Source organism: Nocardia sp. NPDC004718 (assembly GCF_053601535.1).
In genome coordinates this window covers 1-23,879 of record NZ_JBSGCA010000014.1, presented here as the reverse complement: position 1 = coordinate 23,879, position 23,879 = coordinate 1, and the positions used below count along the sequence as shown (strand labels likewise).

Genomic DNA, 23,879 nt, shown 5'->3' with positions numbered 1-23,879 from the left:
GGTAGCACATTCTCTAGTGATCGCTATAAAATTGCGCCATGAGCACGACGACCCGAGGACGGCCGCGATCCTTCGATCGGGACGCGGCGCTGGACAAGGCCATGCGGCTGTTCTGGGCCCGTGGGTACGAGGCCACCTCGATCGGGGACCTGACCGCGGCCATTGGCATCGGCGCACCCAGCCTGTACGCGGCGTTCGGGGACAAGAAGACGTTGTTCGGCGAGGTCGTCGCGAAATTCGGCGACCGCTACGGCGGATTCGTCGCGCGGGCACTGGCCGAGGAGGACACCGCGGAGGCGGCGGTGCGGCGGATTCTGCGGGAGGCGGCGACGGAATACACCCGGCCGGAATGCCCGCACGGCTGTCTGGTGATCAGCGCGGGCGTCAATACCACCAGCGCCGAGATCGCCGATCTCCTGCGCGATATGCGCAATCGGAACATCGACACGTTCGCCGCGCGCATCCAGGCCGACATCGACGCGGGCGTCCTGCCGGGCCACCTCGACGCGCGCACGCTGGCCCGCTATGTCGGCACGGTGATGCAGGGCATGTCCCAGGCGGCGCGCGACGGCGCAGGTCGGGCCGAATTGGAGCGGGTGGCCCAGATGGCGCTGCGCGGCTGGGGGCCCTAGTGGCCCGAGGCGCGTCCGTCCTGCACGACCACAGGCAGGCAGGTGCGCACGAAGTCCGCGCCGAAGTCGGTGAGCACCACGCTGCGGTAGATCACCTTGGTGCCGAAGCCGGAGCGCTTCAGCATCTCCCGCACCGGTGACTGCGCCTCCAGCAGCTGGTAGCGGTTCGGATTGCCGACCGGCTCGCGCGCGTGCTCGATCAAACCGAGCCTGCGCAGGTTGGTCAGGTACTGCTGGATCCGGTTCGGAAAGCGCAGGCCCGAGTGCTCGCCGATCAGCGTGAGCATCGAGCCCAGGCGTTCGGAGCCGAGCGCGCGCGGGCGGCCGGTGCGGATGTCGATCGAGGGCTGTGGCCCGTCCAGATGCAGGAAGCGCAGGATGCGCGCTTCGTCCGGGGTCAGCTCCGCGAGCATGCCCGCGAAGGCCGGATGGTTGTCGTCCTCGCCGTGCGGGCTGGCCGACAATCGCAGCAGCGCGGCGCCCTGCTCACGCAGCGTCGGCACCGCTTCCTGCGTGACCGGTTCCGTGGCGCCGGGGATCCCGAGCGCCTTGCGCATCGCGTCACGGACCTCGGACTCGGCCTCGGCCAGCACTTCTCGCGGCGGCGCTCCCTCGATGCTGCGCCGTACGACGGTCGAGGTGACGCCGACCGCGGTGCCGACACTCCAGGACGTCATCCCGGTGACCGCGGTCCATGCGACCCGCGCGACGCCCGTCGCCGCACGCACGGTGGCGAGGGGAACCGTTACCCGTCTGGGTAATTCGTCGGTGTGCGCGATGTCCGAAGCCGGCCGCCGGGCGATCTCCTGCGATGGCTCGGCATTCGCCGCCGCCGCGTCGAGGTGCTCGACGGCCTGGATATCGCCGTCGTCCGGACCCGCTACAGCCATGATGTCGCCACTCCCGTTCCGAAGATCAGGATATGAGCGTATCCGGCGAACAGCCCCAACACGCCGCCATGGACGAAAAGGAGCCATTCATCCTGCTTGATGGCCGCGCGCAGCATGTCGACGAAGTCCGGCGGCGACAACATCGCCATCTGCCTCGCGATGTATTCGTTGATCTGCCTGCCCTGGCGGACGTTGAATTCCGGGTCGGCGAACGCGATCGGCGCGATGGCCATGGCTTCGCTGGTGAACGTCGATTGCAGCGAGTCGTACTCGCGGCTGCCGAGCACGAACTTGACCGCGGGACGCGCGGGACCGAGCGCGCGGTCGGCGGCCGGGCGCAGCGTGTCCTCCAGCATCTGCATGGTGCGGTCCGAGCGGGGGCCGTTGAGCAACTCGTCGCCGATATTCGCCACGGTGATCACCTGGCTGGAAACCAATTCCGCGTATCCGTCGGTGATTTCGGACTTGCGTTTGATCAGCAGGCCCTGCCGCCACGGGACCCACCACTTCGGATACGCGGGCGCGAAGATCATATTGATGCCGATCCAGTTGACCACCCAGCCGATGATCACGCCGCCGATCGGCAGCACGACCAGGCTGGACCAGCCGGTCACATGCAGGATGACGACCAGCAGCACACCCATCGGCGCGCCGAAGTAGAAACCGAAGTTCTGCATGAAACGCAGTTCCTTCGCGCCGAGCACCTGGAACAGCGTGTTGAGCAGATGCGGCCGGGCCTGGAAGTAGCGGATCACCATCTGCTTCACATCGAGCAGCTGATCGATATTCGCGCCCAATTCCTCGGTCAGCTCGCGCAGGATCTCCGGCAGTTGCTGGCGCACCCTGGCGTGCACCATGTCGCGCACCTGGGCGGGCAGGTTGTACCAGAGCTGCGGATGCTCGCGGCGCAGGATGTCTTCGACGATGTCCTTGATCTGCGCGTCGGCGATGCTCGCGAGGTGCTCGGCCAGCTTGTCCGGCTCGAGTTCCCGATAGAAGTCCGCGACGCTGCCGAGTTTGGCCAAGCCCTTGTCGACCGCGATGCTGGCCATCTTGTCCGCACGCGACGGGACGATGCCCTGCCAGCCGACCCGGCCGTCGTAGCTGAGTAGCGGGAGAACTTGAATTCGCTTGGGAAGGAACGGATACAGCGCGCGCAGACCGGGAACTCGAATGCCGTGGAAGGCGACCGGCTTGAACAGCATGAGCACGCCGGTCCAGTTGGTGATGTAGCCGATCACGCCGGTGAAAAGCGGTATGGTCACGAGCTCGAGGAGGATCGTGGGGTGGATTCCGAAAACACTCTCTAACACGACACCCTCCTGCCGATACACCGGTGATCGCCGCCTCACCGGCACCCAAAACTAGCACCCCCTCGGCGAAGAAACCTTATTGCGCGCCGCGTGCCGGTCGCACTGTCCGAGTCAGGCGGTGCGAATGCCCCGCGACACAAGGGGAAGTAATCTGTGGGACGGATTCGTTCCCCCCGGCGATATCGGAGAAAACGTGGCAGACGACAGGACCGGACAGGACGTGGTACGGCCAGGTCCTCGCGCCGTCGAGCGCAGTTCGGATGTCGAACAGCGGCAGATCAGCAATGAGGCACGGCTGATCCGCGGTGTGTTCCGTGCGGCCGGAGTGGCCGCGGGCACTGTCGTGCGCGGAAGCCAATGGGCGGTCGGCACGACCTACGAGGTCACCAGGGAGATCACCCAGGCCGCGCTGGACGGGGAGTCCTCGGCCGAGATCGCCGAGCGGACCGGAAACGCGTTGCGCTCCATCGCCCGCAGCGCGCTCGGCGTCACCGAGGGGTCGGTCCGGGAGATCGTCAGCTATGTCCCGACCTCCAACGGACCCACCTCGCAGCAAGCGCCGGCCGTCGGGCCGTACCTGCGCTCGGCGAGCACGGAGGAGTTGCGCCGCCGCGGCGACGCGCTGCTGGCCAGGTCCGCCGACGTCTACTTCACCGAGGACGTGCACCCGGCCTACGACCGCATCCTCGACGAGCTCGCTCCCGACGAGGCGCGCATCCTGCGCTTCATGGCGCTCAACGGCCCGCAGCCGTCGGTCGACGTGCGCACCAACCGTCCGCTGGGGATCGGCTCGGAACTGGTGCAGGGCGACCTCACCTCGGTGCCCGAGCAGGCCGGGGTGCGCTACCCGGACCGGTCGCGGTCCTACCTGATCAACCTCAACCGCCTCGGGCTGACGCTGACCTCGGACGATCCGGTGGTCCTGAGCCGCTACATGGTGCTGGAGGTGCAGCCCGTGGTGGAGGCGGCGCTGAAGAAGGCGGGACGGGCGCCGAAGATCGTCCGCAAGAGTCTCCGGCTGACCGAGTTCGGTGAGGACTTCTGCCGCACCTGCTTCACGATCGGAAGCTGACATCCCGAAGTTGATCTTCGTCGGAATGTTCTCTCTCGTCGCGATAGCAATCTGATACAACTCTCCCAATCCGGCACTCGGGATGGGATTGTTGAGGGTATGGATCAGCGAACCGGCGGGCAGGGGCGCGGCGACCCAGGTTTGGGCATCGCTGGGCAAACGCGTAACGACCGGGGCAAGGGTCCCGGTAATCAGCAGCGCGACGACCCGGGTTTCCCCCCGGGCCGGCAGGAGCGCGGCGGTGTGGACGTAGATTCGAGCGGGCCGGAGCCCGAAGAGCGAGATATCGGCACGGCCGGTCCCGCGCCGAGCCGTGGTCAGCGGGCGGCGAGCACCGGCGAACGAGATCCCGGCGACCTGCGCGCCGACGAGCGGCTGCCCTTCGAGGCGGGGCCGATCGACTTCGGGCGGGTGCGCGACGACCCACGCCCGACCCGCGGCGAGGAGCGGGAGCCGGACGACGTGTCGGCGATCTCGCGGTTGAAATACCGGTACCTGCGTACTCTCGACACCAAGTCGTGGGATGAATTCGCCGATACCATGATCCCCGAGGCGACCGCGACCTACAGCGAATATCTCCAGTTCGAATCGCGCGAGGCTTTCATCGCGTTCATGCGCAACACGCTCGGGCCGCACGTGATCACCGAACACCGCTGTGACCACCCCGAGATCGATGTCGACGGCGACACCGCCACCGGCACCTGGTACCTCGCCGACACGGTGCTCATTCCGGGCCACAACATGCTGCTGCGCGGCGCGGCCTTCTACACCGACCGCTACGTGCGCTGCGACGACGCGCGGTGGCGGATCTCGCACACCGGCTACGAACGCACCTACGAAGTGGTGCTCTCCCTCAGCGACCTGCCCAGCCTGCGCCTGACCTCCAGCCGCTGGGGCCTGATCGCCAAGGAGGACGGCATCTCATCGATCGAACGCGACCCCGGCGCCGCGCCGCTGCGGCCGGAGTCCGAGGCCGGCTGACTCAGTCGGCCGTAGCGACCAGGGGCTCCAGGGTGAGCGCCGGGTGCTCCTTCTCGATGTATTGCAGCCGCCACTTGTCGCTGAACAACGCGAGCAGCGCACCGTCTGAGCGGGTGAACACCTCCACCCCGCGCTGCCGCCCGAGTTCGTCCGCCGACGCGGCGTCGGTGCGCCGGGCCAGCGTGTAGGCGAGGTGTTCCATCGTGGTCTCGACGTTGAACTCCGCGAGCATGCGCGCGGTCACCACTTCGAACTGCATCGGGCCGACCGCGGCCAGCACGGGAGACGCGTCGCCGCGGATGTCGTTGCGCAGCACCTGCACGACGCCCTCGGAATCGAGTTGGTCCACGGCCTTGCGGAACTGCTTGTATTTGCCCGCGCTGCGGGCTCGCAGCACCGCGAAATGTTCCGGTGCGAACGAGGGGATCGGCGGGAACTCCACCTTCTTGTCCACGAACAGCGTGTGCCCCGGCGCCAGCGCCGTCGCGTTGACCAAGCCGACGACGTCACCCGGGTACGCGGTGTCGACGGTGGCGCGTTCGCGGCCGAACACGGTCAGCGCGTACTTGGTGGCGAACGGCCGACCGGTCTGCGCGTGGGTGACCACCATGCCGCGTTCGAATTCGCCGGACACGATCCGCATGAACGCGAGGCGGTCGCGGTGGGCGGCGTCCATGCCCGCCTGCACCTTGAACACCACCGCGCTGAACGGGTCGCCGGTCTCGCGCGGCTTGCCGTCGACGTCACGACGCGAACCGGGTGCGGGGGCGAGCGCGACCAGGGTCTCCAGCAGTTGCCGCACGCCGAAGTTCAACATCGCCGAGGCGTAGATGACCGGCGAGGTCTGCCCGGCGAGGAACAGTTCCTGGTCGTGGTCCTGGCCGGTGGCCGAGAGCAGCTCGCTCTCCTCCGCGGCGGTGCTCCACGGCTCGCCTTCGCGCGCCTCCGCGGCCTCCGGGGTGATCGACTCTTCCGGCGCGATGGTCGCGCCGCCCGCCGTGCGCGTGAAGTGGATGTATTCCAGCGGGACACCGTCCGGGCCGCGGCGCAGCAGGCCGCGGAAGTCCCCCGCGATGCCGACCGGAAGGAACAGCGGGGTGGGGGTGAGTCCGATCCGCTCGTTGATCTCGTCGAGCAGTTCCAGCGGCGCCCGCCCCGGCCGGTCCCACTTGTTGATCACGGTGATCACCGGGATGCCGCGGTGGCGGCAGACCTGGAACAGTTTCAGCGTCTGCGGCTCCAAGCCCTTGGCCGCGTCGATCAGCATCACCGCGGCGTCGACGGCGGTGAGCACCCGGTAGGTGTCCTCGGAGAAATCGGAGTGGCCGGGGGTGTCCACCAGGTTGATGACGCTGTCCACATCGGAGCCCCTGGCGCGGTAGTTGAACTGCAGCGCGGTCGAGCTGACCGAGATGCCGCGCGCCTTCTCCATCTCCATCCAGTCCGAGACGGTCGACTTGCGCCCGGCCTTACCGTGGATCGCGCCCGCCTCGGAAATCATCCTGGCGTGCAGCGCCAGCGCCTCGGTGAGCGTGGACTTGCCCGCGTCGGGATGGGAGATCACCGCGAACGTGCGCCGGCGGGCTACCTCGGCGGATAACCCACGGGATGCGGGCGCGACAACACCCTCAGGGGAGGCGCTCAACGCAAGACAACCTTTCGCAGACGACCGATCGGCAACCCCGCCAGCGTACGCGACTCGCTCGAGCGCGGACCGAACCGCCGGTGACCACCCGATTCAAAGAGCGCCTCTGCGCTGGGGTATGGTGTTCGGGTTGTCTCGGCGAGGGTGACCGCAGACCAGTTTTGCGACACCGTGATCGACGCGGCGCGGCTTCCGGCCGTCCCTGTTCGGTCTTCGCCCCGACGAATAGACCATCCGTCAGGTGTGCAGCACCCCTGACGTGTAACTGACCAGCCCGGAAGAGCCGTAGGAGTAGATCCAGTCATGTCCGACGTCAACCTTCTCGAAGCATCCGTACGCACCGAGTTCGGCAAGGGCGCCGCGCGCCGCACCCGTCGTGCGGGCAACGTCCCGGCCGTACTGTACGGCCACCAGGCCGACCCGCAGCATCTGTCGGTGAACGCCCAGGCCTTCGCCGCCATCCTGCGTGAGCACGGCACCAACGCGGTGCTGAACCTCGTCATCGACGGCAAGAAGCAGCTCGCGCTGACCAAGTCCGTCGTGGTGCACCCGATCCGCCGCTACATCGAGCACGCCGACCTGCTGATCATCAAGCGCGGCGAGAAGGTCACCGCCGATGTGCCCGTCACCGTCGTCGGCGATGCCGCCGCGGGCACCCTGATCACCCAGGAAGCCACCACCGTCTCCATCGAGGCCGACGCGCTGAAGCTGCCCGAGGCCATCGAGGTCTCCGTCGAGGGCGCCGAGCCGGGCACCCAGATCACCGCGGGCGCGCTGGAGCTGCCCGCCGGCGTCGAGCTGGCCGCCGATGCCGAGACCCTGATCGTCAACGTCATCGCCGCCCCGGCCGCCGAGCCCGTCGAGGGCGAGGGTGCGGCCGAGGCCGAGGGCGAGAGCGCTGAGTAGTAGCGAATCGTCCGCCGGGCCCGCGCTCGTCGTCGGACTGGGCAATCCAGGTCCCGAATACGAGCGCACCCGGCACAATGTCGGTTTCCTGGTCGCCGACGTGCTCGCCGAGCGCGTCGGCGGCCGTTTCGGTGTGCACAAGAAATCCGGCGCCGACCTGCTGCAGGCGCGGCTGGACGGGCGCCAGGTGCTGATCGCCAAGCCGCGTTCGTTCATGAACCTGTCCGGCAGGCCGGTGGCCGCGCTGGCGAAGTTCTTCTCCGTGCCGCCGACCGAGGTGATCGTCGTGCACGACGAACTCGACCTGCCGTTCGGCTCCATCCGGCTCAAGCGCGGCGGCGGTGAGGGCGGGCACAACGGTCTTCGCTCCGTCTCCAGCGCTCTGACCACCAAGGAGTACTTGCGCACCCGCATCGGCATCGGCCGTCCGCCGGGCCGCCAGGACCCGGCCGATTACGTGTTGAAGCCGTTCTCCACGCCGGAGCGCAAAGAGGTCCCGGTGATCATCGAGCAGGCCGCCGACGCGGTGGAACTGCTGCTGCGCGTCGGGCTGGAGACCGCGCAGAACCAGTTGCACTGAGCGGCGCTCGGCCGATCACCCGCGCGGCAGATGCATCGCGGTCGCGGCCCTGCGCAATTTGCCGGAAGACGTCTTCGGTAGTGCGCCGGGGCCGAGCACGGTGACGGTGCGTGGCCGCGCGCCGACCTCCGCGAACACCGAGTGCACGATCTCGCGCTCGATGCGCTTGACCTCGTCGGGATCGTGGTGGCTGCCGCTCTCCACCACCACGGCGAAACTCTCCCGCTTCTGGCCCGCGTCCAGGCGCACCGCCACCGCGTTGCCCGGCCGGACGCCTGCCACCCTGGCCGCCGCGCGCTCGATGTCGGTGGGGTAGATGTTGCGGCCGCCCATGATGATGACGTCCTTGATCCGGCCGCACACCACGATCAGTCCCTCGTCGGTGAAGTAGCCGATGTCGCCGGTGTCCAGCCAGCCCTCCTCGTCCCGCGCCGATTGGAATCCGTCCACCGTCACATAGCCGGAAGTGACCGCGGGACCGCGCAATTCGATCACGCCCACCGAGCGGGCGGGCAACGGTTGACGTTCGCTGTCGACGATCCGGCCCTCCAGGTTGTCGACCAGATAGCCGAGGGTGGGCAATCGCCGGATGTTGGCCGGCTGGCCGTGTTCCTCCGGCACGGGCACCGCCTTGCCGATCGCCTCGAGCAGGTCGGCGTCGATCACGTCGAGTACCTGTCCGTGCCCGGGGTCGGGGATCGAAACGGCGAGCGTGGTCTCGGCCATGCCGTAGACCGGGGTGAGCGCCATCGGGTTGAGCCCGAAGCGTTTTCCGGCGGCGGCCAGGGCCTCCATGGTGTCCGGGTCCACCGGTTCAGCGCCGTTCCACATGTACCGCACGCTGCTGAGGTCGAACGCCCCTTCGTCGGCCTGCCGCAGCCGCCGGGCGAGCAGCGAATAGGCGAAATTCGGTGCGGCGGTGACAGTTCCACGATACTTGCTGATCAGCTCGGCCCACAGCAGCGGCTTGGTGAGGAAGTCCAGCGGCGTCACGCACACCACTTCGGCACCGAATTGCATAGGGACACTGAGGAATCCGACCATGCCCATGTCGTGGAACAGCGGCAGCCAGCTGACCATCACATCGTCGGCGAGCTGGAATTTCACCCGGTCGAACATGGCGTAGGCGTTGACGAAAAAGTTCTCATGCGTGATCCGCACCGCCTTGGGCGAGCCGGTCGAGCCGGAAGTCAACTGCTGCAACGCGATATCGCCCTCGGCGGTGGGCACCGGATCGATGTCGGGGCCGCCGGGCAGCTGGTCGATGCGCACGACGGTGATGCCGCGTTCGCGCAACAGCGGCTCGGCCGCCTCGAACGGGGCGCCGAGCACGACCGCCCGCGCCCGGATCATGTTCAGCACGGTTTCGGTGTCGCGCGCCCAGACCACCAGATCGGTGCGCGGAGTCGGCTGGTGCAGCATGGTGATCGACGCGCCGCGCATCCAGATGGCCTGGCAGGCCGGGGCGATGTCGACCGGCATGCCCGCGAGCACGCCGACCGCGTCACCGTGCCCGATACCGGCTTCGGCCAGCCCGCCCGCCATGCGCCGGGCGAGCCGGTGGATCTCCGGCCACGTGCGCCGCAGCGGGGCGCCCGGCTCGCCGGTCACCAGGCCGCGCTCGGAGGTCTGTGCGGTCGCATACATCTCGTCGGTGAATCTGCTCAAAGTCCCAACTCCTCCATCACCAACCGTTGCCGGGAACCGGCCTCCCCCGACTATCACGCCATAGTGGCCCAGCGTTAACCCCATTTCCAGGGGCGCAGGTCAGGGGCGCGAAACAGCGGCTGGAAAGGTTGCGGCGTAACGATCGACGTAGCACCGGCCGGAGCGGGCGGCCAGTTCGCGCATCAACTCGTCGGTCGCCGCGCGCACCGTCTGGCGCTGCTCGGCGGGCGGATAGCGACGCGGCGCGGCGAACGCGATACGCACCTTGCCGAAACGCAGCAGACGGCTGCCGCGCGGGTTCACCCGATCGGTGCCGAAGAGGGTCACCGGAACGACCGGCGCGCCGGTGGCCATGGCGACCCGCAAGGTGCCGGTGCGTCCGCGATAGATCCGGCCGTCAGGGGAACGGGTGCCTTCGGGATGGATCGCCCAGGCTCCGCCGTCCGTCAGGATGCGGGTGGCGGCGGCCAGCGCCGCGGCGGCCGCGTCACCGCCGGTCCGATCGACCGGCACCTGTCCGGAGACCGAGTAGAACCAGCGGTTGATCCGGCCGCGCACGCCTTTTCCGGTGAAGTACTCCTGCTTCGCCAGGAACGTCACGCGCCGTGGCACGACCAGCGCGAGGTAGAGGGAGTCGATCACCGCGAGATGATTGGCCGCGATGATCACCGGTCCGGTTCGCGGAATATTGTCCAGTCCTTCGACCGTCGGCCTGCCCAGCAGTCGCAGCAGCGGACCGAGCAGGACGTACTTGAACAGCGGGGACCACCCGTAGACCTCCCGGGGCATTGAGCGTAGACACTGTCTACCCCATCTCGTAGACAGTGTCTACCCCCGGTGTGCGGGCACACGGCTACAGGCGTAGACAATGTCCGCATGGCCGAGAGCGAGTCGCTACGAGATCGACTGGTCGACGCCGGTGTCGATCTGCTCGAAGAGGTCGGCGCCGCGGGACTGGGATTGCGGGTCATCACCCGGGCCGCGGGCGTCTCGCACGGTGCGCCGCGGCGGTACTTCCCGACCCACCGCGCACTGCTCGCCGCCATCGCGGCGCGGGGTTTCGCCGACCTCGCGGACCGGTTCGCCGCGGTGGACGCCGGGGCCGCGCGCGATCGTCTCACCCGGATGAGCGCCGAGTACATCGACTTCGCCGCGCGGCGGCCGGAGATGTTCACCCTGATGTTCCGGCACGACCTGCTCGAAGGCTCCGGCGAGAATCTGCGGTCGGTCAGCCTGCCGCTGTTCGCGCGGTTCGCCGAGCTGGTCGGCGCGGCGGCGGAATCGGGCGCGATCGACCCGCGCCACCGTGCGATCGCCCTGTGGACCAATGTGCACGGCATCGCCACCACCCAGGCCAATCGAAGCCTGCGCCTGGTCGACCCGGGAGCGGACGCGGCGGCTCTGGTGGCCAGGGCACTGGCCGTGCACCTGGCCTGACCGTTCCGTGGCGCTCGCGGCTCAGGCGCGCAGCTGGGCCACCGCGGCGACGAAGCGATCGAGCTCGTCGAAACCGACGAAGCAGTGCGGCGAAGCGCGCACGACGGAGGCCAGGCCGCGGCCGGTCATGTCCAGCAGGGTCGAGCCCGCGTGGCTGACCGTGACGGTGATGTCCTGCGCCAGCAGCCGGTCGCGCACCTCGACGGACTCGACGCCGTCGACGGTGAACGACACGATGCCGCTGTGCCGGATGCCGAGATCGCGCACGGTGACGCCGGGAATCTCCGGCAGCGCCTTGCGCAGGTGCTCGGCGCGGGCCGCGATCGCGGCGTAGACGTTCTCCGGGCCCAGTTCGAGCAGATAGCGCACGGCGGCGCCCAGGCCGAGGCGGCCCGCGACGTCGCACTCCCAGAACTCGAAGCGGCCTGCGTCGGGCGCGAGCCGGTAGTCGTGCGGGCCGGTCCATTCCGCGCTGTGCAGGTCGAGCCGTCCTGGTTCCATGGAGCGCGCCAACTCCGGGCGCAGATACAGAAATCCGGTGCCGCGCGGGCCGCGCAGCCACTTGCGTCCGGTGGCCGACAAGGCGTCGACGCCGAGTTCGGCCACGTCCAAGGGCAGCTGCCCGGCGGACTGACAGGCGTCCAGCAGCACCAGCGCGCCGACCGAGTGCGCGATCCTGGTCGCCTCCGCGGCCGGGTTCACCAACCCGCCGTTGGTCGGCGCGTGCAGGATCGAAACCAGCTTGACCCGTTCGTCGACCAGCGCGGTGAGCGCGTCGAGGTCGATCTGCCCGCTGCCGTCGCTCGGGATCCGCTCCACCGTGGCGCCCGTGGCGCGGGCTCGCTGCAAGGCGGCGATGGCATTGCTGGCGTAGTCCGCCTCGGAGATCAGGATGCGGTCGCCCGCCGCGAGCGGGACCGAGTAGAAGAAGTCCGCCCAGGATCGGGTGGCGCTGTCGCTGAGCGCGATGCTCTCGGGTTCGGCGTTGATCAACGCGCCGATGGCGGTCTTGACGTCGGCGAGATCGTCGAGCCGCTCGTTCGCGGCGCGATAACCTCCGATCTCCGCTTCCCGCAGCAGATGCGCGACGACGGTGTCGGTGACGACTCGCGGCGGTAGCGACGACCCGGCGCTGTCGAGGAAAACGGGTCCGGGTTCCGGCCCGGACACGCATCCGGGAGTGTCGGCTCGTACGCGAACGTCATCCAGCATGGAGCCGACCTTATCGGGTCGATTGTTCGGCTTCATGTCGGTTTCTTGTCGGTCCGCGTGGCTACGCTGGATGGATCGCCGCACGCGAATTTCGGCCCGTGAGTGGAATATCACCGGGCCGAATGGCGATAACCGAAGAACAGCGGACAACGTCCCGACGCCCACTGGAGGTTGGCATGGCGGTCACGCTCGAGAGTCCTGAGTCGGCCGGTTGTGCCACCGAGCAGGGAGAACTTTCCTCCCGCGCGGCGGCGGAGGCCTATATCGGCGGGGTGTGCTTCAAGCTCGGACCACCCACGCTGATCGGCGCCGAACTCGAATGGCTCACGGTGCAGGGTGAGTGTTCGGCGTCCGGACCTTCGGCCGCTCCGCGCCCCCAGCTGTCCGCCTTGGCGGACGCTCTCGGACCGTACGCACCACGGTCCATCGCCCCTGATTCGCCGGCGCTCGCGCTGCCGGGGGGCAGCCGGGTCACTCTCGAACCCGGTGGTCAGATCGAACTCTCCAGCGCTCCCTACGAAGCTGCCGCGCAGCTGTGTGATCGACTGCGCGATGATGCCCGCCTTTTGCGGGAACTTCTCGAATCCCGGTCCATCCGCCCTGTTTCCGTCGCCGCCGACGCGGACCGCCGTCCCAAACGCTTGCTTCAGCTGCCGCGCTATCGCGCGATGGAGCGCTCCTTCGGCGGCATCGGGCCGTTCGGCAAGCTGATGATGTGCAACACCGCGGCCGCCCAGGTCAGCGTCGACGCGGGCGCCGACCGTGCGGACGTCACCGCGCGGTGGACCGCCCTGTATGCCGTCGGCCCGGCCCTACTGGCCGCTTTCGCCTGTTCACCCGTCCTGCGTGGCGCGCCGCCCGGAGCGTGGGCCTCTCAGCGCATGCGGGCCTGGCTGCGGCTGGACAACACGCGCACCCGTCCGCCGGTGCTGGACTGGACCGACCCGGTGGCCGCCTACGGCAGATGGGCGCTGGACGTGCCGCTGCTGTGCGTGCGCCGACCCGACGGTGCGGCGGAATGCGGCGACGCCGACGGATGGTCCGCGCCGCCAGGGGCCACCTTCGCCGACTGGCTGTCCGGCGCGCTGGACGACGAGGTGGGCCGCCGCCCCGACACCGGCGATCTGGACTATCACCTCACCACGCTGTTCCCGCCGGTACGCGCGTCCGGCCACTTGGAGGTCCGCTACATCGACGCGCAGCCCGGTGACGCGTGGACCGTTCCCGTGTACGTGTTCGACGCGCTCATGTCCAGCCCGTCGGTGGTCGCGGAGGCGAGCTCGATCGCGGCGCCGCTGGCAGGCCGCTGGGTCGATGCCGCCCGCTACGGATTGGCCGATCCGGACATCCGGGCGGGCGCTGTCGCCCTGCTGCGCCTCGCGGCCGAGCACACCGCGACCGACGAGGCGGCCCGCGCCGTCGAGTCCGCCGCCGAACGATGTCACCGCGGTCGCACCCCGACCGAGGACGACATCGAGCACGCCCAGAGCCCGCAGCTTCCGGGAGTCGCCACGTGAACCAGCCGCGCTGCCCTGGCGCCACGCAGGCCCACCGGGCCGCCGCCAGCCGAATCGCCGCCACCGACCCCCATGAATCCCGGAGATGTTTTTCGTGACCATTTTCCAACCCGCCCCGGCCGACAACTTCGGCACCGAACAGCTCAGGGACCGGATCGCCGACGTTCTCACGCGCGCCCGCCGGCGCACCCACACGCTCACCGACTGCGTCGACGAAGCCGAACTCGTGGCCCAGCATTCCCGGCTGATGAGCCCGCTGGTCTGGGATCTGGCGCACATCGGCAATCAGGAAGAACTCTGGCTCGTGCGCGACGTCGGCGGCCGCGACCCGGTGCGCGCCGACATCGATGAACTCTACGACGCCTTCAAACACGCCCGCGCGAACCGGCCCACACTGCCGCTGCTCGATCCCGCCCAGGCGCGCGACTATGTCGGCACCGTACGCGACAAGGTGTTGGACGTGCTGGAGCGCAGCGATCTGCGCGGCCGTCCGCTGATCGACGACGGATTCGCCTTCGGCATGATCGCCCAGCACGAGCAACAGCACGACGAGACCATGCTGGCCACCCACCAGTTGCGTACCGGCGCCGCCGTGCTCTCGGCGGCGGACGCCCCGGCCGCGACGGCGGCGGTGGGCGCGGAAGTCGTCATCCCCGCCGGGGAATTCCTCATGGGCACCTCGACCGACCCGTGGGCGCTGGACAACGAGCGCCCCGCCCATCCGGTACGAGTGGCCGGTTTCGCGATCGACGCCGCGCCGGTCACCAATGAGCAGTACCTGGCCTTCGTCGACGACGGCGGCTACGAACGCCCCGAACTCTGGTCCGAGCGCGGCTGGGCGCATCGCGTCGAGGCGGGCCTGGTCGCGCCGCAGTTCTGGGAGCGTGATCCGTCCGGGCATTGGTGGCGGCGGGTGTTCGGCGTGATGACCCCGCTGCGGCCGCGACAGCCGGTCGTGCACGTGTGCTGGTTCGAGGCCGAGGCCTACGCGAACTGGGCGGGCAAGCGCCTGCCCACCGAAGCGGAATGGGAGAAGGCGGCCCGATTCGATCCGGCCACCGGGGCGTCGCGCCGATTCCCCTGGGGCGACGCCGATCCCGACGTCGCCACCGCGAACCTCGGGCAGCGGCATCTGGAACCCGCCGAGGTGGGCGCGTATCCGGCCGGCGCGTCCCCCGCGGGCGTGCACCAGTTGATCGGGGACGTGTGGGAATGGACCGCTTCGGGTTTCGAGGCGTACCCGGGGTTCCGGGCGTTCCCGTACCGGGAGTACTCCGAGGTGTTCTTCGGCGGTGACTACCGTGTGCTGCGCGGAGGTTCCTTCGGCACCGATCCGGTGGCCTGCCGCGGCACCTTCCGCAACTGGGACCATCCCATCCGTCGCCAGATCTTCGCCGGGTTCCGCCTCGCGCGGGATCTGCGGCCCGGAGAAGGGGAGTGAGCGACGCCCGTCGTGCCGGGCGATGGTGCGGCCGCGGTCCCGCGGTGAGCGGCCCGCGCCCGGCGACGGCGGCCCCGGCGGGTGCGGATGTGTAGACACCTGGGTTACGTCGGCCCGCCGGTGCGGGTGGGCGACATGTTGACCCTCGGCTCCCATTCGCTGCGCACCCAGGCGTGGGCGCCGCGCGACATGCGTCACGGCGGCACCATCAACGCCGACGGTTTCGGCGTCGCCTGGTGGAGCGTCACGCCGGACGACACGGTCACCGCCAGCCGTTACCGCAACGCCGAGCCGATCTGGACCGACCCGGCCGTAGACGAGGTGCTGCCGCAACTGGAGTCCGCCGCGGTGCTCGGGGCGGTGCGCTCGGCGACGGTCGGCATGCCGGTCGAACGGTCCGCGTGCGCGCCGTTCACCCGCGACCGCTGGGCGTTCAGCCACAACGGCGTGGTGCCGGACTGGCGCCGCACCCTGACCGGCGTGGCGGCCGAGTTCGCGGTCGTCGCGGCCGAACTCGGCGCCGAGGACCTGTTCTCTCCGGCGCGGCTGCTGGAGGCCGAATCCGCCACCGACGCGGCGACGCTATGGGTGCTGCTGTGCGATCTGCTGTCGACCGGCGCACCGGACGGCGAGTGGTCGGCGGCTCCGGCGGCACTGCGGCTGCTCGTCTCCGCGATCCTCGACCGGGCGCCGGAAGCACGCCTGAACCTCCTGCTCTCCGACGGTGCGCAACTGTGGGCGACCACCTGCCACCACTCGTTGTCGGTGCTGGTCACCGACGATTTCGCACTTGTGTCCTCCGAACCGTTCGACGACGACCCCCGCTGGCAGTCGATCCCGGACCGCAGCCTGGTGAGCGCCAGGCCCGGCGCGCTGTCCGTCGACCCCCTCCTCTGACCCGAAAGGCCGGTGCCATGACCGCAGTCACGCTGGACATCCACCTGACCGAAGACGACCTGAACGCCGCGCTCCGCTCGGACGCCAGGCGTGGCCTGACCGCGAACCCGAAATGGTTGCCGCCCAAATGGTTCTACGACGCCAAGGGCAGCGAGCTGTTCGAGCGGATCACCGAGCTGCCCGAGTACTATCCGACACGCACCGAGCGCGCGCTGCTCGAAGGGGTGGTCGACGAGATCGCCGACGCCGCCCAAGCGGAGGTACTGGTCGAACTGGGCGCCGGATCGGCGGCGAAGACGCGCCTGCTGCTCACCGCTCTGAGCGCGCGCGGGCCGTTGAAGACGTACGTACCGCAAGATGTTTCCTCGGCAGCGCTGCGGGCGGCCGCCGACGAGGTCGCGGTCGAGTTCCCTGGGCTCGCCGTGCACGGTGTGGTCAGCGACTTCACCGACACGCTGGCCAACCTCCCCCGCGGCGGACGCCGGATGATCGCATTCCTCGGCGGCACCATCGGCAACCTCGTCCCCGCGGAACGGGCGGAGTTCCTCGCCAGGATCCACGACTTGCTCGAGCCGGGGGAGCAACTGCTGCTCGGGGCCGGGCTGGTCACCGACCCGGCGGTACTCGTTCCCGCCTACGACGACGCGGCCGGCGTCACCGCCGAGTTCAACCGGAACGTCCTGCACGTGCTGAACTCTCGCTTGCGCGCCGACTTCGCGCCGGAGAAATTCCGGCACGTCGCGGTCTGGGACGCCGAACGGGAGTGGATCGAGATGCGGCTGGAGGCGAGCGAGGACATGACCGTCGCGGTCGGCGATCTCGACCTCACCGTGCGCTTCGGCCGCGGCGAACAGATGCGCACCGAGATCTCCGCCAAGTTCCGCGTAGAGAGTCTCGAAGCCGAACTCACCGCCGCGGGCTTCGCCACCGGACACGTGTGGACCGATCCGGACGATCGTTTCGCGCTGCTGCTCGCCGGGCGGCGCTGACCACGTGTCGATCGGCGGCGCTCACCACGACGGGGCGCCGCCGACCACCGCCCCGAGCCACTCGACCAGCGGCCGCATCGTCTCCCAGGCGGCGCGGACTTCCTTCGCCGTGCGCGGCGTGTCCAGCCAGGCGGGCGCGCCGAATTCCCGGCCGCACGTGATCGACTTGTGCCGCAGCAGGTCGATGCGCGGGTGGTCGGCGTCGTAGCCCTTGGGTTTGGTCTTCAGCTTCTCGCCGCCGATGGTGAAGCCCCCGTCGGTGAGTTTCGCGAGGATCACCACCAGTTCCGGTCCGCGCACCTCGTCATCGATGGTGGCGCGCAACTGCGCGAGTTGCTCGGACGAGCCCTGGTAGAAACCGCCACCCACGAACAGACCCCCGGCGTTGATCTGGACGTACCAGCCGACGCCCGCCGCGGCGCGCACCACGGCGCCCTGGGCGGTCTTGTACGGCGACTTGTCCTTGGCGAACCGCACGTCGCGGTAGGGCCGGAAGATTTTCGCGGTCCCGAAATCCGGCTCCAAATCGGCCACCAGCGCCTTCATGGGTGCGAGCACCGACTCGTCATAGATCTTCTTGTGCGCGGTCCAGAACGTCTTGGAGTTGTCGGCCTCCAGGTCTTCGTAGAAGTCCAGCCCGGCGAGCGGGAAACCCGCGAATCCGGTCATGCCCACACACCCGCCGCGCTGATGTCACCCGATAGACGCATACCGAAAATCTACGTCGTGATGTCTCCGCCGAACACGGCGAATCCCACGATGAGGCCGATCACCATCCCGACGGCCGCCGCGATCGCTGCCCATTTGCCGAGCGATTCGCCCTTGTTGCGCCCGATGATGCCCAGGATTATCCCGGCCGGGCCGAACAAGATCGGGCAGAACAGCACCGCGGTTATCGCGCAGACGAAGCCGATGATCGAGTACACCTGGCTGGTCGGCTGCTTCGGCGGGGTGGCATAGGGCTCGTACCCCTGCTGCGGATAGGACGGGTAGCCGTACTGCGGCTGCTGCGGTCCGGACGGTGGATAGCCATGCCCACCGCCGGGCGGGTACTGAGGCTGCCCGGTCGGCGGATACGGCTGCTGATAGTCACCGGGCTGCCCGCTCGGCGGATAAGGCGGTTGCCCGCCCGGACCGTACTGCGTGTGCTCGTCCGGCGTGAACCGCTGCGTCGTTTCGCCGGGAGGCTGTGGCCCGGAAGCCGGCGAGGGAGCCCCTGGCGCGGCGGGTTCGGCGCCCCAGGACTGCTGCTCACCCCCGCCGTTGGCGCCCCATGGCCGGGGTTCGGCGGGCTGGCCGCTGGGCTCGGCGCCCCACTGGCCGCCCAGCGCTCCCGCGGGCGGCGGGCCGCTCGACTGCCACCATTGATCGGCCGGACCCGGCTCGGGCTCCGGCGGTCGCGCGGCGGCGGGATCATGCTCGGTGGGTCGTCCACCGGGCGTCTGTGCCGGGGCGGAGCCGGTCGATGGCTGGGCAGGCTCGTCACCGGAGGTCTCCCCGGTCGGCTTCGACGACGGTGACTCCGGCGGCCGCTGCTGGTCGTCGGTGTGGTCCGGATCCTTCGGCGTGCTCATCGCACCCTCCTCGTGTCGTCCCGGTCACGCAACCTATGCCTACCACGGTGAGCGTGTCGTCATAGCCGATTGCTACAGGCGCGTCGGGAACGGAGCAGGTTCAGAGATCCTCGTCGTCGATGATCCCGATCGCGGCCACCTCGGCGGACCGGTCGTCCTCCTCGTCCTCGGCGAGGGTGTCGCGGGTCGTCCACTCCTGGTCGAGCTCGTCGTCGATGCCGAGCCTGCCGTCGTCCTCGTCCTCGTGGTAACGGATGCGCAGTTCGTCGGGCGGATCCTCGATGTTGCGCTGATACTCGCGGATCTCGTCCTCCTGGTCGTCGTCCCCCATTTCGGTCTCCAACGGATCACGGTCCATACCCTCAGTATCCCCATTGATCGCCGCGGCTAACACGGACACGAAAACGGCGGCCCGGACCGTAGTCCGAGCCGCCGTTCTCGCGGTAAGGGCTCTATGCGTTTCCGTTGAAAAGTCCGGTCACGGAGCCGTTTTCGAAGACCTCGCGGATCGTGCGGGCCAGCAGTGGCGCGATGGACAGCACGGTCAGCTGGGGGAACTTCTTATCCTCGGTCAGCGGCAGGGTGTTGGTCACCACGACCTCCTTGGCGCCGCAGTTGGCGAGGCGCTCGGCGGCGGGCTCGCTCAGCACGCCGTGGGTCGCGGCGATGACCACGTCACCGGCGCCCGCGTCCTTGAGCACCCTGACCGCGCCCGCGATGGTGCCGCCGGTGTCGATCATGTCGTCGATCAGGATGCAGGTGCGGCCCTCGACCTCGCCGACCACGCGGTTGGACTTCACCTGGTTGGGCACCAGCGGGTCGCGGGTCTTGTGGATGAACGCCAGCGGCGAGCCGCCCAGCGAGTCGGCCCACTTCTCGGCGACGCGCACACGGCCGGAGTCGGGGGAGACGACGGTGATGTGCTCGAGGCTGTAGTTGGTGCGGACGTACTCCGCCAGCTGCACCTGCGCGTGCATGTGGTCGACCGGGCCGTCGAAGAAGCCCTGGATCTGGTCGGTGTGCAGGTCGACGGTGATGATCCGGTTCGCGCCCGCGGTCTTCAGCAGGTCGGCGACCAGACGGGCCGAGATGGGCTCACGGCCGCGGTGCTTCTTGTCCTGGCGGGCGTACGGGTAGAAGGGCAGCACCGCGGTAATCCGCTTGGCCGAGCCGCGCTTGAGCGCGTCGATCATGATGAGCTGCTCCATCAGCCACTGGTTCAGCGGCGCGGGGAAGCTCTGCAGGACGAAGGCGTCGGAGCCGCGCACCGACTCCTCGAACCGGACGAAGATCTCGCCGTTGGCGAAGTCCCGTGCCACCTGCGGCGTGACGTGGACGTCGAGCTCCTTGGCGACCTGCTCGGACAGCTCAGGATGAGCGCGTCCCGAGAAGAGCATCAGGTTCTTCTGGTTGTCCATCCATGACGCGGTCACTGCTGTTTGCCATCCTTTTGCTCTATTGCCTGACCCGACATCTCCTTGGCCGCGATGGCTTCCGCCGCCGCGCGGGCCGCGTCCGTCCCTGGACGGTGTCGCTGCACCCAGCCCTCGATGTTCTTCTGCGGTCCACCGGACACCGCGAGAGCTCCGGGCGGAACGTTTCTGCGCAGTACAGTACCCGCCGCCGTGTAGGCTCCGTCACCCACCGTCACCGGCGCGACGAACATGGTGTCGCTGCCGGTGCGCACGTGCGAGCCGACGACGGTGTGGTGCTTGGTCACGCCGTCGTAGTTGACGAAGACGCTCGACGCACCGATGTTGCTGTGCTCGCCGATGGTGGCGTCGCCGACGTAGGTCAGATGCGGGACCTTCGAGTGCGCGCCGATCGAGGCGTTCTTGGTCTCGACGAACGCGCCGAGCTTGCCCGTGTCGCCCACGATGGTGCCCGGCCGCAAGTAGGCGAACGGGCCGATGGTCGCCTTCGGGCCGATGGTGGCGCCCTCGCCGTGGGTACGGATCACCTTCGCCCCGTCGCCGACGACCACGTCGGTGAGCGTGCTGTCCGGGCCGACCTCGGCGTCCTCGCCGACGACGGTGTTGCCGAGCAGTTGCACGCCGGGCAGGATCACGGCGTCCCTGCTGATGCGCACGCTGGCGTCCACCCAGGTCGAGGCGGGATCCATGATCGTCACGCCCGCGCGCATGTGGCGTTCCAGGATGTAGCGGTTGAGCGTGCGCGCCGCCGAGGCCAGCTGCACGCGATCGTTGACGCCGGTGACCTTGGCCGCGTCGACCAAGCGTGCGCCGTGCACCGGGTGTCCGGCCTCCCTGGCCAGGCGCAGCACGTCGGTCAGGTACAGCTCGTGCTGGGCGTTCGCGGTGGACAGGCGGCTGATCATGGTGCGCAGTATCGCGGCGTCGAACGCGTACACGCCGGAATTGACCTCGGTGATCGCGGCCTGTTCCGGGGTGGCGTCGGCGTGTTCGACGATCTCGGCGAGCTGGCCTTCGGCGTCGCGGACGATGCGGCCGTAACCGTTCGGGTCCGGCGGCACGAAGGTCAGCACGGTGACCGCGGGGCGTTCGGCGTAGCTGCGGTGCTCATCGAGCAGCGCGGCCAGGGTGTGCCCGTCCAGCAGCGGCACGTCGGCGGAGGTGACCAGCACGTCACCGGTGAAGCCGACCGGCAGGGCGGCAAGCGCGCACTGCACCGCGTGGCCCGTGCCGAGTTGCTCTTCCTGGATCGCCGGGGTGATCTCCCGGCCGAGATCGTCGGCCACCGCGGCCACCGCGGCGCCGACTTGTTCGCGATCGTGCCCCACCACGGTGATGAGGTACGCGGGGTCGATCTCGTTCGCCGCATGCAGCGCGTGCGCGAGCATGCTCCGACCGGCCAGCGAATGCAGGACCTTGGGGGTCTTCGACCGCATTCGTGTCCCGGCACCGGCTGCGAGAACGACGACGGCGGTCTGCTGTGGCATGGATCTCCCTCGGCTGCCTGTCCTCGTGCTGGGCGTCGTCGTGCTTGGTCAGCGATGTGCGGGCCAACGATAAGTCATCGTGCTCTCGAGCTCCGCCGCCAGGACTCGAACCTGAACTCTCTGAACCAAAATCAGATGTGCTGCCATTACACCACGGCGGATTGCCACACCGGCGGTTGGCGAAACCCCCGCCGCTGTGCCATGGCACGGGATGAATCCTCGCATACTCGCCCGCCTCCCCGCGAATTGTTCCCCGCGCGGCATCTGGTATTCGGGCCGGACCAGCGCGGGAGCTCTCCTGTCCTCGGCCGGGCAGCGCTCGGGCGGACTACCGCGATAGGACACCGACCACAGCGGAGCCCCGCGTCCCCTCGCCCCGGAGAAGCGAACCGCCGACCGGTCTGGGACAGTGGTATCCGAATGTCGATGTCGTGCGTCGGAGCCCCGATGTGACGGCTGACCAGGCACGCGCAAGGGTGGATCGCCGGGCTCGCCCGCGGTCCCGTCCTGGCATGCGACCGTCGGGTCGAAGGGAACCGTCGAGGCACTCACGACCGGCAACAACGCGGGAAGGGCGGAGGAGCAGGGGTGTCTTCGGGTGAGTCGCATCGAGTGTCCCGGCCACGGATGACCGGCACCCAGCGGCGTCAGCAGCTGATCGAGATCGGGCGCGCGCTGTTCGCCGAACGCGGTTACGACGCGACCTCCATCGAGGAGATCGCGCAACGCGCCCAGGTCTCCAAACCCGTGGTGTACGAACACTTCGGCGGCAAAGAGGGGTTGTACGCGGTCGTCGTGGACCGGGAGATGTCGATGCTGCTGGACATGATCACCTCCTCGCTCACCCAGAACCGGTCGCGCATCCGGCTCGAACAGGTCGCGCTGGCGCTGCTGACATATATCGAAGAACGGACCGACGGGTTTCGAATTCTGGTGCGTGATCAGCCCGCCGCGGCCGCCGAGGGCCGGTACTCCAGTTTGCTCAACGAAGCGACCAATCAGGTGGCGCACATTCTGGCCGGAGATTTCGAACGGCGCGGGTTCGACACCAGTCTGTCCACCCTCTACGCGCAGGCGCTCGTCGGTCAGGTCGCCACCGCCGCCACCTGGTGGTTGGACGAGCGCAAACCCTCGAAAGAGGTTGTGGCGGCCCACTTGGTGAACCTGTGCTGGAACGGGCTGAGCCATCTGGAAGCCGATCCGCGGCTGAGTTCGGAATGGCGCGCGGGCGCCGGTGAGTGACCCGGATTGTTAACCAGCAAATTGCGCGACGGCTCTCGCCGAATGCTCGAATTGGCTGCTGGACGCGCGCCTGGTGGTACGGTTCACCCATCCTTTGGGTGCTGTTCGGGCGGTAAGTCGGTCAACTTCGGGATGTCGGTCTACTTCAGGATGGCTGGTTTTGGGATGACAGGCGGATCTGATGGCTAGGCAAGCGCGCGCGGAGATCACCCGCGACTCCGTCCTGGCAGGCGCTGCCGATGTCTTTCTGCGCTTGGGATATGCGAATGCGAGCCTGAGCGAGATCATCGCGCAGTCCAATGTGACCAAGGGCGCCTTGTATTTTCACTTCGGCTCCAAGGAGGAGCTGGCGCGCGCGGTGGTCGACCAGGGCAACGAGCGGTTGACGAGCTCGTGTCAGGGCTTCTTCGATCCGCGAGTGCCCGCGCTGGAGGCGTGCATCGGCATCACCTACGTCGTCGCCGATCTATCGATGAACGACCCAATGGTCGGCGCCATGCTGAAGCTGACCCACCAGATCGGCGACTACCGCGGCGCCCAAGGCGACAACATCGCCAAGAACTGGGGCGACACCTACCGGCTGCTCGCCGAACGGGCCATCGCCCAGGGTGACCTGATCGCCGACCTGGACGCCGAGGTCATCGGCCTGCTGTGGCAGGAGATGGCCGCGGGCGTGCACATCATCGCCGTCGGCACCGAATCCATCGACCAGATGGCGGTCCGGATGGAGCGCGCCTGGTACTTCCTGCTCCCGGCTATCGTCCCGGCCGAGAAGCTCTCGTACTTCAGGGAATTCGCGGCAAGGCGGTTGCGGCGCTACGTGCCGTGATGTTGGCGGCGCCTGCGGCGCCGCGTGTTCGCGGCCCTCTTATGGCTCGCGTTTGCGCGGCCGCCGCTTGCTCCTTCGTCGCGTAAACGGCGGCCCCCCACACCAGATCCGGGGCGCGCACCCCCCAAGCGAGG

General features: G+C 68.8%; 23 protein-coding genes and 1 tRNA gene. 12 read left to right on the top strand and 12 right to left on the bottom strand.

Annotated features, from left to right (window positions below):
- Positions 1-38 precede the first annotated feature (38 nt).
- Positions 39-632, top strand: coding sequence for a TetR/AcrR family transcriptional regulator (locus tag ACWEH3_RS13065; protein WP_450020389.1), 594 nt, complete (start codon positions 39-41; stop codon positions 630-632).
- Here ACWEH3_RS13065 and ACWEH3_RS13060 read toward each other — a convergent pair.
- The gene (locus ACWEH3_RS13060) at positions 629-1,522 is read right to left on the bottom strand and encodes an Abi-alpha family protein (RefSeq protein WP_450020391.1); all 894 of its coding nucleotides are present in this window, start codon (positions 1,520-1,522) and stop codon (positions 629-631) included. The genes ACWEH3_RS13065 and ACWEH3_RS13060 overlap by 4 nt on opposite strands.
- Positions 1,513-2,787 (bottom strand): hypothetical protein, encoded by a 1,275-nt coding sequence (locus ACWEH3_RS13055; RefSeq protein ID WP_450020393.1) that lies wholly within the window; start codon positions 2,785-2,787, stop codon positions 1,513-1,515. Before ACWEH3_RS13055 ends, ACWEH3_RS13060 begins: the two co-directional genes overlap by 10 nt.
- A 241-nt stretch (positions 2,788-3,028) precedes the next feature.
- Between ACWEH3_RS13055 and ACWEH3_RS13050 the strand changes: the two genes are divergently transcribed.
- Both ACWEH3_RS13050 and ACWEH3_RS13045 read left to right on the top strand, forming a co-directional pair.
- Entirely contained in the window at positions 3,029-3,907 is an 879-nt protein-coding gene (locus ACWEH3_RS13050; RefSeq protein WP_450020395.1) for an Abi-alpha family protein, read from the top strand.
- 462 nt (positions 3,908-4,369) lie between these two features.
- Positions 4,370-4,888, top strand: coding sequence for a nuclear transport factor 2 family protein (locus ACWEH3_RS13045; RefSeq protein WP_450020430.1), 519 nt, complete (start codon positions 4,370-4,372; stop codon positions 4,886-4,888).
- 1 nt (position 4,889) lies between these two features.
- On the opposite strand, the gene ACWEH3_RS13040 is transcribed toward ACWEH3_RS13045, so the two are convergent.
- A complete protein-coding gene (locus tag ACWEH3_RS13040) occupies positions 4,890-6,533 on the bottom strand; it encodes a peptide chain release factor 3 (protein ID WP_450020397.1) in 1,644 nt (547 codons plus the stop codon).
- A gap of 303 nt (positions 6,534-6,836) precedes the next feature.
- Here ACWEH3_RS13040 and ACWEH3_RS13035 point away from each other — a divergent pair, with 303 nt between their 5' ends.
- Together ACWEH3_RS13035 and pth are read left to right on the top strand one after the other, a co-directional pair.
- Positions 6,837-7,439 carry a 50S ribosomal protein L25/general stress protein Ctc gene (locus tag ACWEH3_RS13035; protein ID WP_450020399.1) on the top strand — a complete coding sequence of 201 codons (603 nt, stop codon included), beginning with the start codon at positions 6,837-6,839 and terminating at the stop codon, positions 7,437-7,439.
- Positions 7,405-8,019, top strand: coding sequence for an aminoacyl-tRNA hydrolase (gene pth / locus ACWEH3_RS13030; protein ID WP_450020401.1), 615 nt, complete (start codon positions 7,405-7,407; stop codon positions 8,017-8,019). Before ACWEH3_RS13035 ends, pth begins: the two co-directional genes overlap by 35 nt.
- A gap of 15 nt (positions 8,020-8,034) precedes the next feature.
- Here pth and ACWEH3_RS13025 read toward each other — a convergent pair whose 3' ends face one another.
- Together ACWEH3_RS13025 and ACWEH3_RS13020 are read right to left on the bottom strand one after the other, a co-directional pair.
- Entirely contained in the window at positions 8,035-9,687 is a 1,653-nt protein-coding gene (locus tag ACWEH3_RS13025) for a fatty acyl-AMP ligase (RefSeq protein ID WP_450020403.1), read from the bottom strand.
- Positions 9,688-9,786: 99 nt separating this feature from the next.
- Positions 9,787-10,476: a lysophospholipid acyltransferase family protein gene (locus ACWEH3_RS13020; RefSeq protein WP_450020405.1), complete on the bottom strand. Its 690-nt coding sequence runs from the start codon at positions 10,474-10,476 to the stop codon at positions 9,787-9,789.
- Positions 10,477-10,563: 87 nt separating this feature from the next.
- Between ACWEH3_RS13020 and ACWEH3_RS13015 the strand changes: the two genes are divergently transcribed.
- Positions 10,564-11,124, top strand: coding sequence for a TetR/AcrR family transcriptional regulator (locus ACWEH3_RS13015; RefSeq protein ID WP_450020407.1), 561 nt, complete (start codon positions 10,564-10,566; stop codon positions 11,122-11,124).
- Between the two features lie 21 nt (positions 11,125-11,145).
- Here ACWEH3_RS13015 and ACWEH3_RS13010 read toward each other — a convergent pair whose 3' ends face one another.
- Positions 11,146-12,336, bottom strand: coding sequence for an aminotransferase class V-fold PLP-dependent enzyme (locus ACWEH3_RS13010; RefSeq protein WP_450020409.1), 1,191 nt, complete (start codon positions 12,334-12,336; stop codon positions 11,146-11,148).
- Positions 12,337-12,512: 176 nt separating this feature from the next.
- Here ACWEH3_RS13010 and egtA point away from each other — a divergent pair, with 176 nt between their 5' ends.
- The 4 genes from egtA (at position 12,513) to egtD (ending at position 17,180) form a co-directional block, all read left to right on the top strand.
- Positions 12,513-13,853: an ergothioneine biosynthesis glutamate--cysteine ligase EgtA gene (egtA, locus tag ACWEH3_RS13005; RefSeq protein ID WP_450020411.1), complete on the top strand. Its 1,341-nt coding sequence runs from the start codon at positions 12,513-12,515 to the stop codon at positions 13,851-13,853.
- Positions 13,854-13,947: 94 nt separating this feature from the next.
- Positions 13,948-15,294: an ergothioneine biosynthesis protein EgtB gene (gene egtB, locus ACWEH3_RS13000; RefSeq protein WP_452358317.1), complete on the top strand. Its 1,347-nt coding sequence runs from the start codon at positions 13,948-13,950 to the stop codon at positions 15,292-15,294.
- Between the two features lie 87 nt (positions 15,295-15,381).
- Positions 15,382-16,191, top strand: coding sequence for an ergothioneine biosynthesis protein EgtC (egtC, locus tag ACWEH3_RS12995; protein WP_450020415.1), 810 nt, complete (start codon positions 15,382-15,384; stop codon positions 16,189-16,191).
- Between the two features lie 17 nt (positions 16,192-16,208).
- Positions 16,209-17,180 (top strand): L-histidine N(alpha)-methyltransferase, encoded by a 972-nt coding sequence (gene egtD / locus ACWEH3_RS12990; RefSeq protein ID WP_450020417.1) that lies wholly within the window; start codon positions 16,209-16,211, stop codon positions 17,178-17,180.
- 21 nt (positions 17,181-17,201) lie between these two features.
- Here the strand turns inward: egtD and ACWEH3_RS12985 are convergent, their stop codons facing one another.
- The 6 genes from ACWEH3_RS12985 to ACWEH3_RS12960 all read right to left on the bottom strand — a co-directional run bounded on the left by ACWEH3_RS12985 (position 17,202) and on the right by ACWEH3_RS12960 (position 21,835).
- A complete protein-coding gene (locus tag ACWEH3_RS12985) occupies positions 17,202-17,849 on the bottom strand; it encodes a DUF2461 domain-containing protein (RefSeq protein ID WP_450020419.1) in 648 nt (215 codons plus the stop codon).
- 50 nt (positions 17,850-17,899) lie between these two features.
- The gene (locus tag ACWEH3_RS12980) at positions 17,900-18,754 is read right to left on the bottom strand and encodes a hypothetical protein (protein ID WP_450020421.1); all 855 of its coding nucleotides are present in this window, start codon (positions 18,752-18,754) and stop codon (positions 17,900-17,902) included.
- A gap of 100 nt (positions 18,755-18,854) precedes the next feature.
- On the bottom strand, positions 18,855-19,112 hold the full coding sequence (locus ACWEH3_RS12975) for a hypothetical protein (protein ID WP_450020423.1): 258 nt from the start codon (positions 19,110-19,112) through the stop codon (positions 18,855-18,857).
- Positions 19,113-19,206: 94 nt separating this feature from the next.
- The gene (locus tag ACWEH3_RS12970; protein ID WP_450020432.1) at positions 19,207-20,172 is read right to left on the bottom strand and encodes a ribose-phosphate diphosphokinase; all 966 of its coding nucleotides are present in this window, start codon (positions 20,170-20,172) and stop codon (positions 19,207-19,209) included.
- Between the two features lie 11 nt (positions 20,173-20,183).
- Entirely contained in the window at positions 20,184-21,674 is a 1,491-nt protein-coding gene (gene glmU / locus ACWEH3_RS12965; protein ID WP_450020425.1) for a bifunctional UDP-N-acetylglucosamine diphosphorylase/glucosamine-1-phosphate N-acetyltransferase GlmU, read from the bottom strand.
- Positions 21,675-21,764: 90 nt separating this feature from the next.
- Positions 21,765-21,835: transfer RNA gene (locus ACWEH3_RS12960), tRNA-Gln, on the bottom strand.
- A 466-nt stretch (positions 21,836-22,301) separates the two neighbouring features.
- On the opposite strand from ACWEH3_RS12960, the gene ACWEH3_RS12955 reads away from it, so the two are divergent.
- Both ACWEH3_RS12955 and ACWEH3_RS12950 read left to right on the top strand, forming a co-directional pair.
- Positions 22,302-22,916, top strand: coding sequence for a TetR/AcrR family transcriptional regulator (locus ACWEH3_RS12955; RefSeq protein ID WP_450020434.1), 615 nt, complete (start codon positions 22,302-22,304; stop codon positions 22,914-22,916).
- 181 nt (positions 22,917-23,097) lie between these two features.
- Positions 23,098-23,745, top strand: a complete 648-nt coding sequence (locus tag ACWEH3_RS12950; RefSeq protein WP_159843027.1) for a TetR/AcrR family transcriptional regulator — start codon at positions 23,098-23,100, stop codon at positions 23,743-23,745.
- The last annotated feature ends 134 nt before the right edge of the window (positions 23,746-23,879 follow it).

What these genes read in the sequence shown, in the direction of transcription:
- ACWEH3_RS13065 (WP_450020389.1), top strand. Translation starts at nt 39, where the DNA reads ATGAGCACGACGACCCGAGGACGGCCGCGATCCTTCGATCGGGACGCG.
- ACWEH3_RS13060 (WP_450020391.1), bottom strand. Translation starts at nt 1,522, where the DNA reads ATGGCTGTAGCGGGTCCGGACGACGGCGATATCCAGGCCGTCGAGCAC.
- ACWEH3_RS13035 (WP_450020399.1), top strand. Translation starts at nt 6,837, where the DNA reads ATGTCCGACGTCAACCTTCTCGAAGCATCCGTACGCACCGAGTTCGGC.
- ACWEH3_RS13020 (WP_450020405.1), bottom strand. Translation starts at nt 10,476, where the DNA reads ATGCCCCGGGAGGTCTACGGGTGGTCCCCGCTGTTCAAGTACGTCCTG.
- ACWEH3_RS13015 (WP_450020407.1), top strand. Translation starts at nt 10,564, where the DNA reads ATGGCCGAGAGCGAGTCGCTACGAGATCGACTGGTCGACGCCGGTGTC.
- ACWEH3_RS13010 (WP_450020409.1), bottom strand. Translation starts at nt 12,336, where the DNA reads ATGCTGGATGACGTTCGCGTACGAGCCGACACTCCCGGATGCGTGTCC.
- egtA (WP_450020411.1), top strand. Translation starts at nt 12,513, where the DNA reads ATGGCGGTCACGCTCGAGAGTCCTGAGTCGGCCGGTTGTGCCACCGAG.
- egtC (WP_450020415.1), top strand. Translation starts at nt 15,382, where the DNA reads ATGTGTAGACACCTGGGTTACGTCGGCCCGCCGGTGCGGGTGGGCGAC.
- egtD (WP_450020417.1), top strand. Translation starts at nt 16,209, where the DNA reads ATGACCGCAGTCACGCTGGACATCCACCTGACCGAAGACGACCTGAAC.
- ACWEH3_RS12985 (WP_450020419.1), bottom strand. Translation starts at nt 17,849, where the DNA reads ATGACCGGATTCGCGGGTTTCCCGCTCGCCGGGCTGGACTTCTACGAA.
- ACWEH3_RS12980 (WP_450020421.1), bottom strand. Translation starts at nt 18,754, where the DNA reads ATGAGCACGCCGAAGGATCCGGACCACACCGACGACCAGCAGCGGCCG.
- ACWEH3_RS12975 (WP_450020423.1), bottom strand. Translation starts at nt 19,112, where the DNA reads ATGGACCGTGATCCGTTGGAGACCGAAATGGGGGACGACGACCAGGAG.
- ACWEH3_RS12970 (WP_450020432.1), bottom strand. Translation starts at nt 20,172, where the DNA reads ATGGACAACCAGAAGAACCTGATGCTCTTCTCGGGACGCGCTCATCCT.
- glmU (WP_450020425.1), bottom strand. Translation starts at nt 21,674, where the DNA reads ATGCCACAGCAGACCGCCGTCGTCGTTCTCGCAGCCGGTGCCGGGACA.
- ACWEH3_RS12955 (WP_450020434.1), top strand. Translation starts at nt 22,302, where the DNA reads ATGACCGGCACCCAGCGGCGTCAGCAGCTGATCGAGATCGGGCGCGCG.
- ACWEH3_RS12950 (WP_159843027.1), top strand. Translation starts at nt 23,098, where the DNA reads ATGGCTAGGCAAGCGCGCGCGGAGATCACCCGCGACTCCGTCCTGGCA.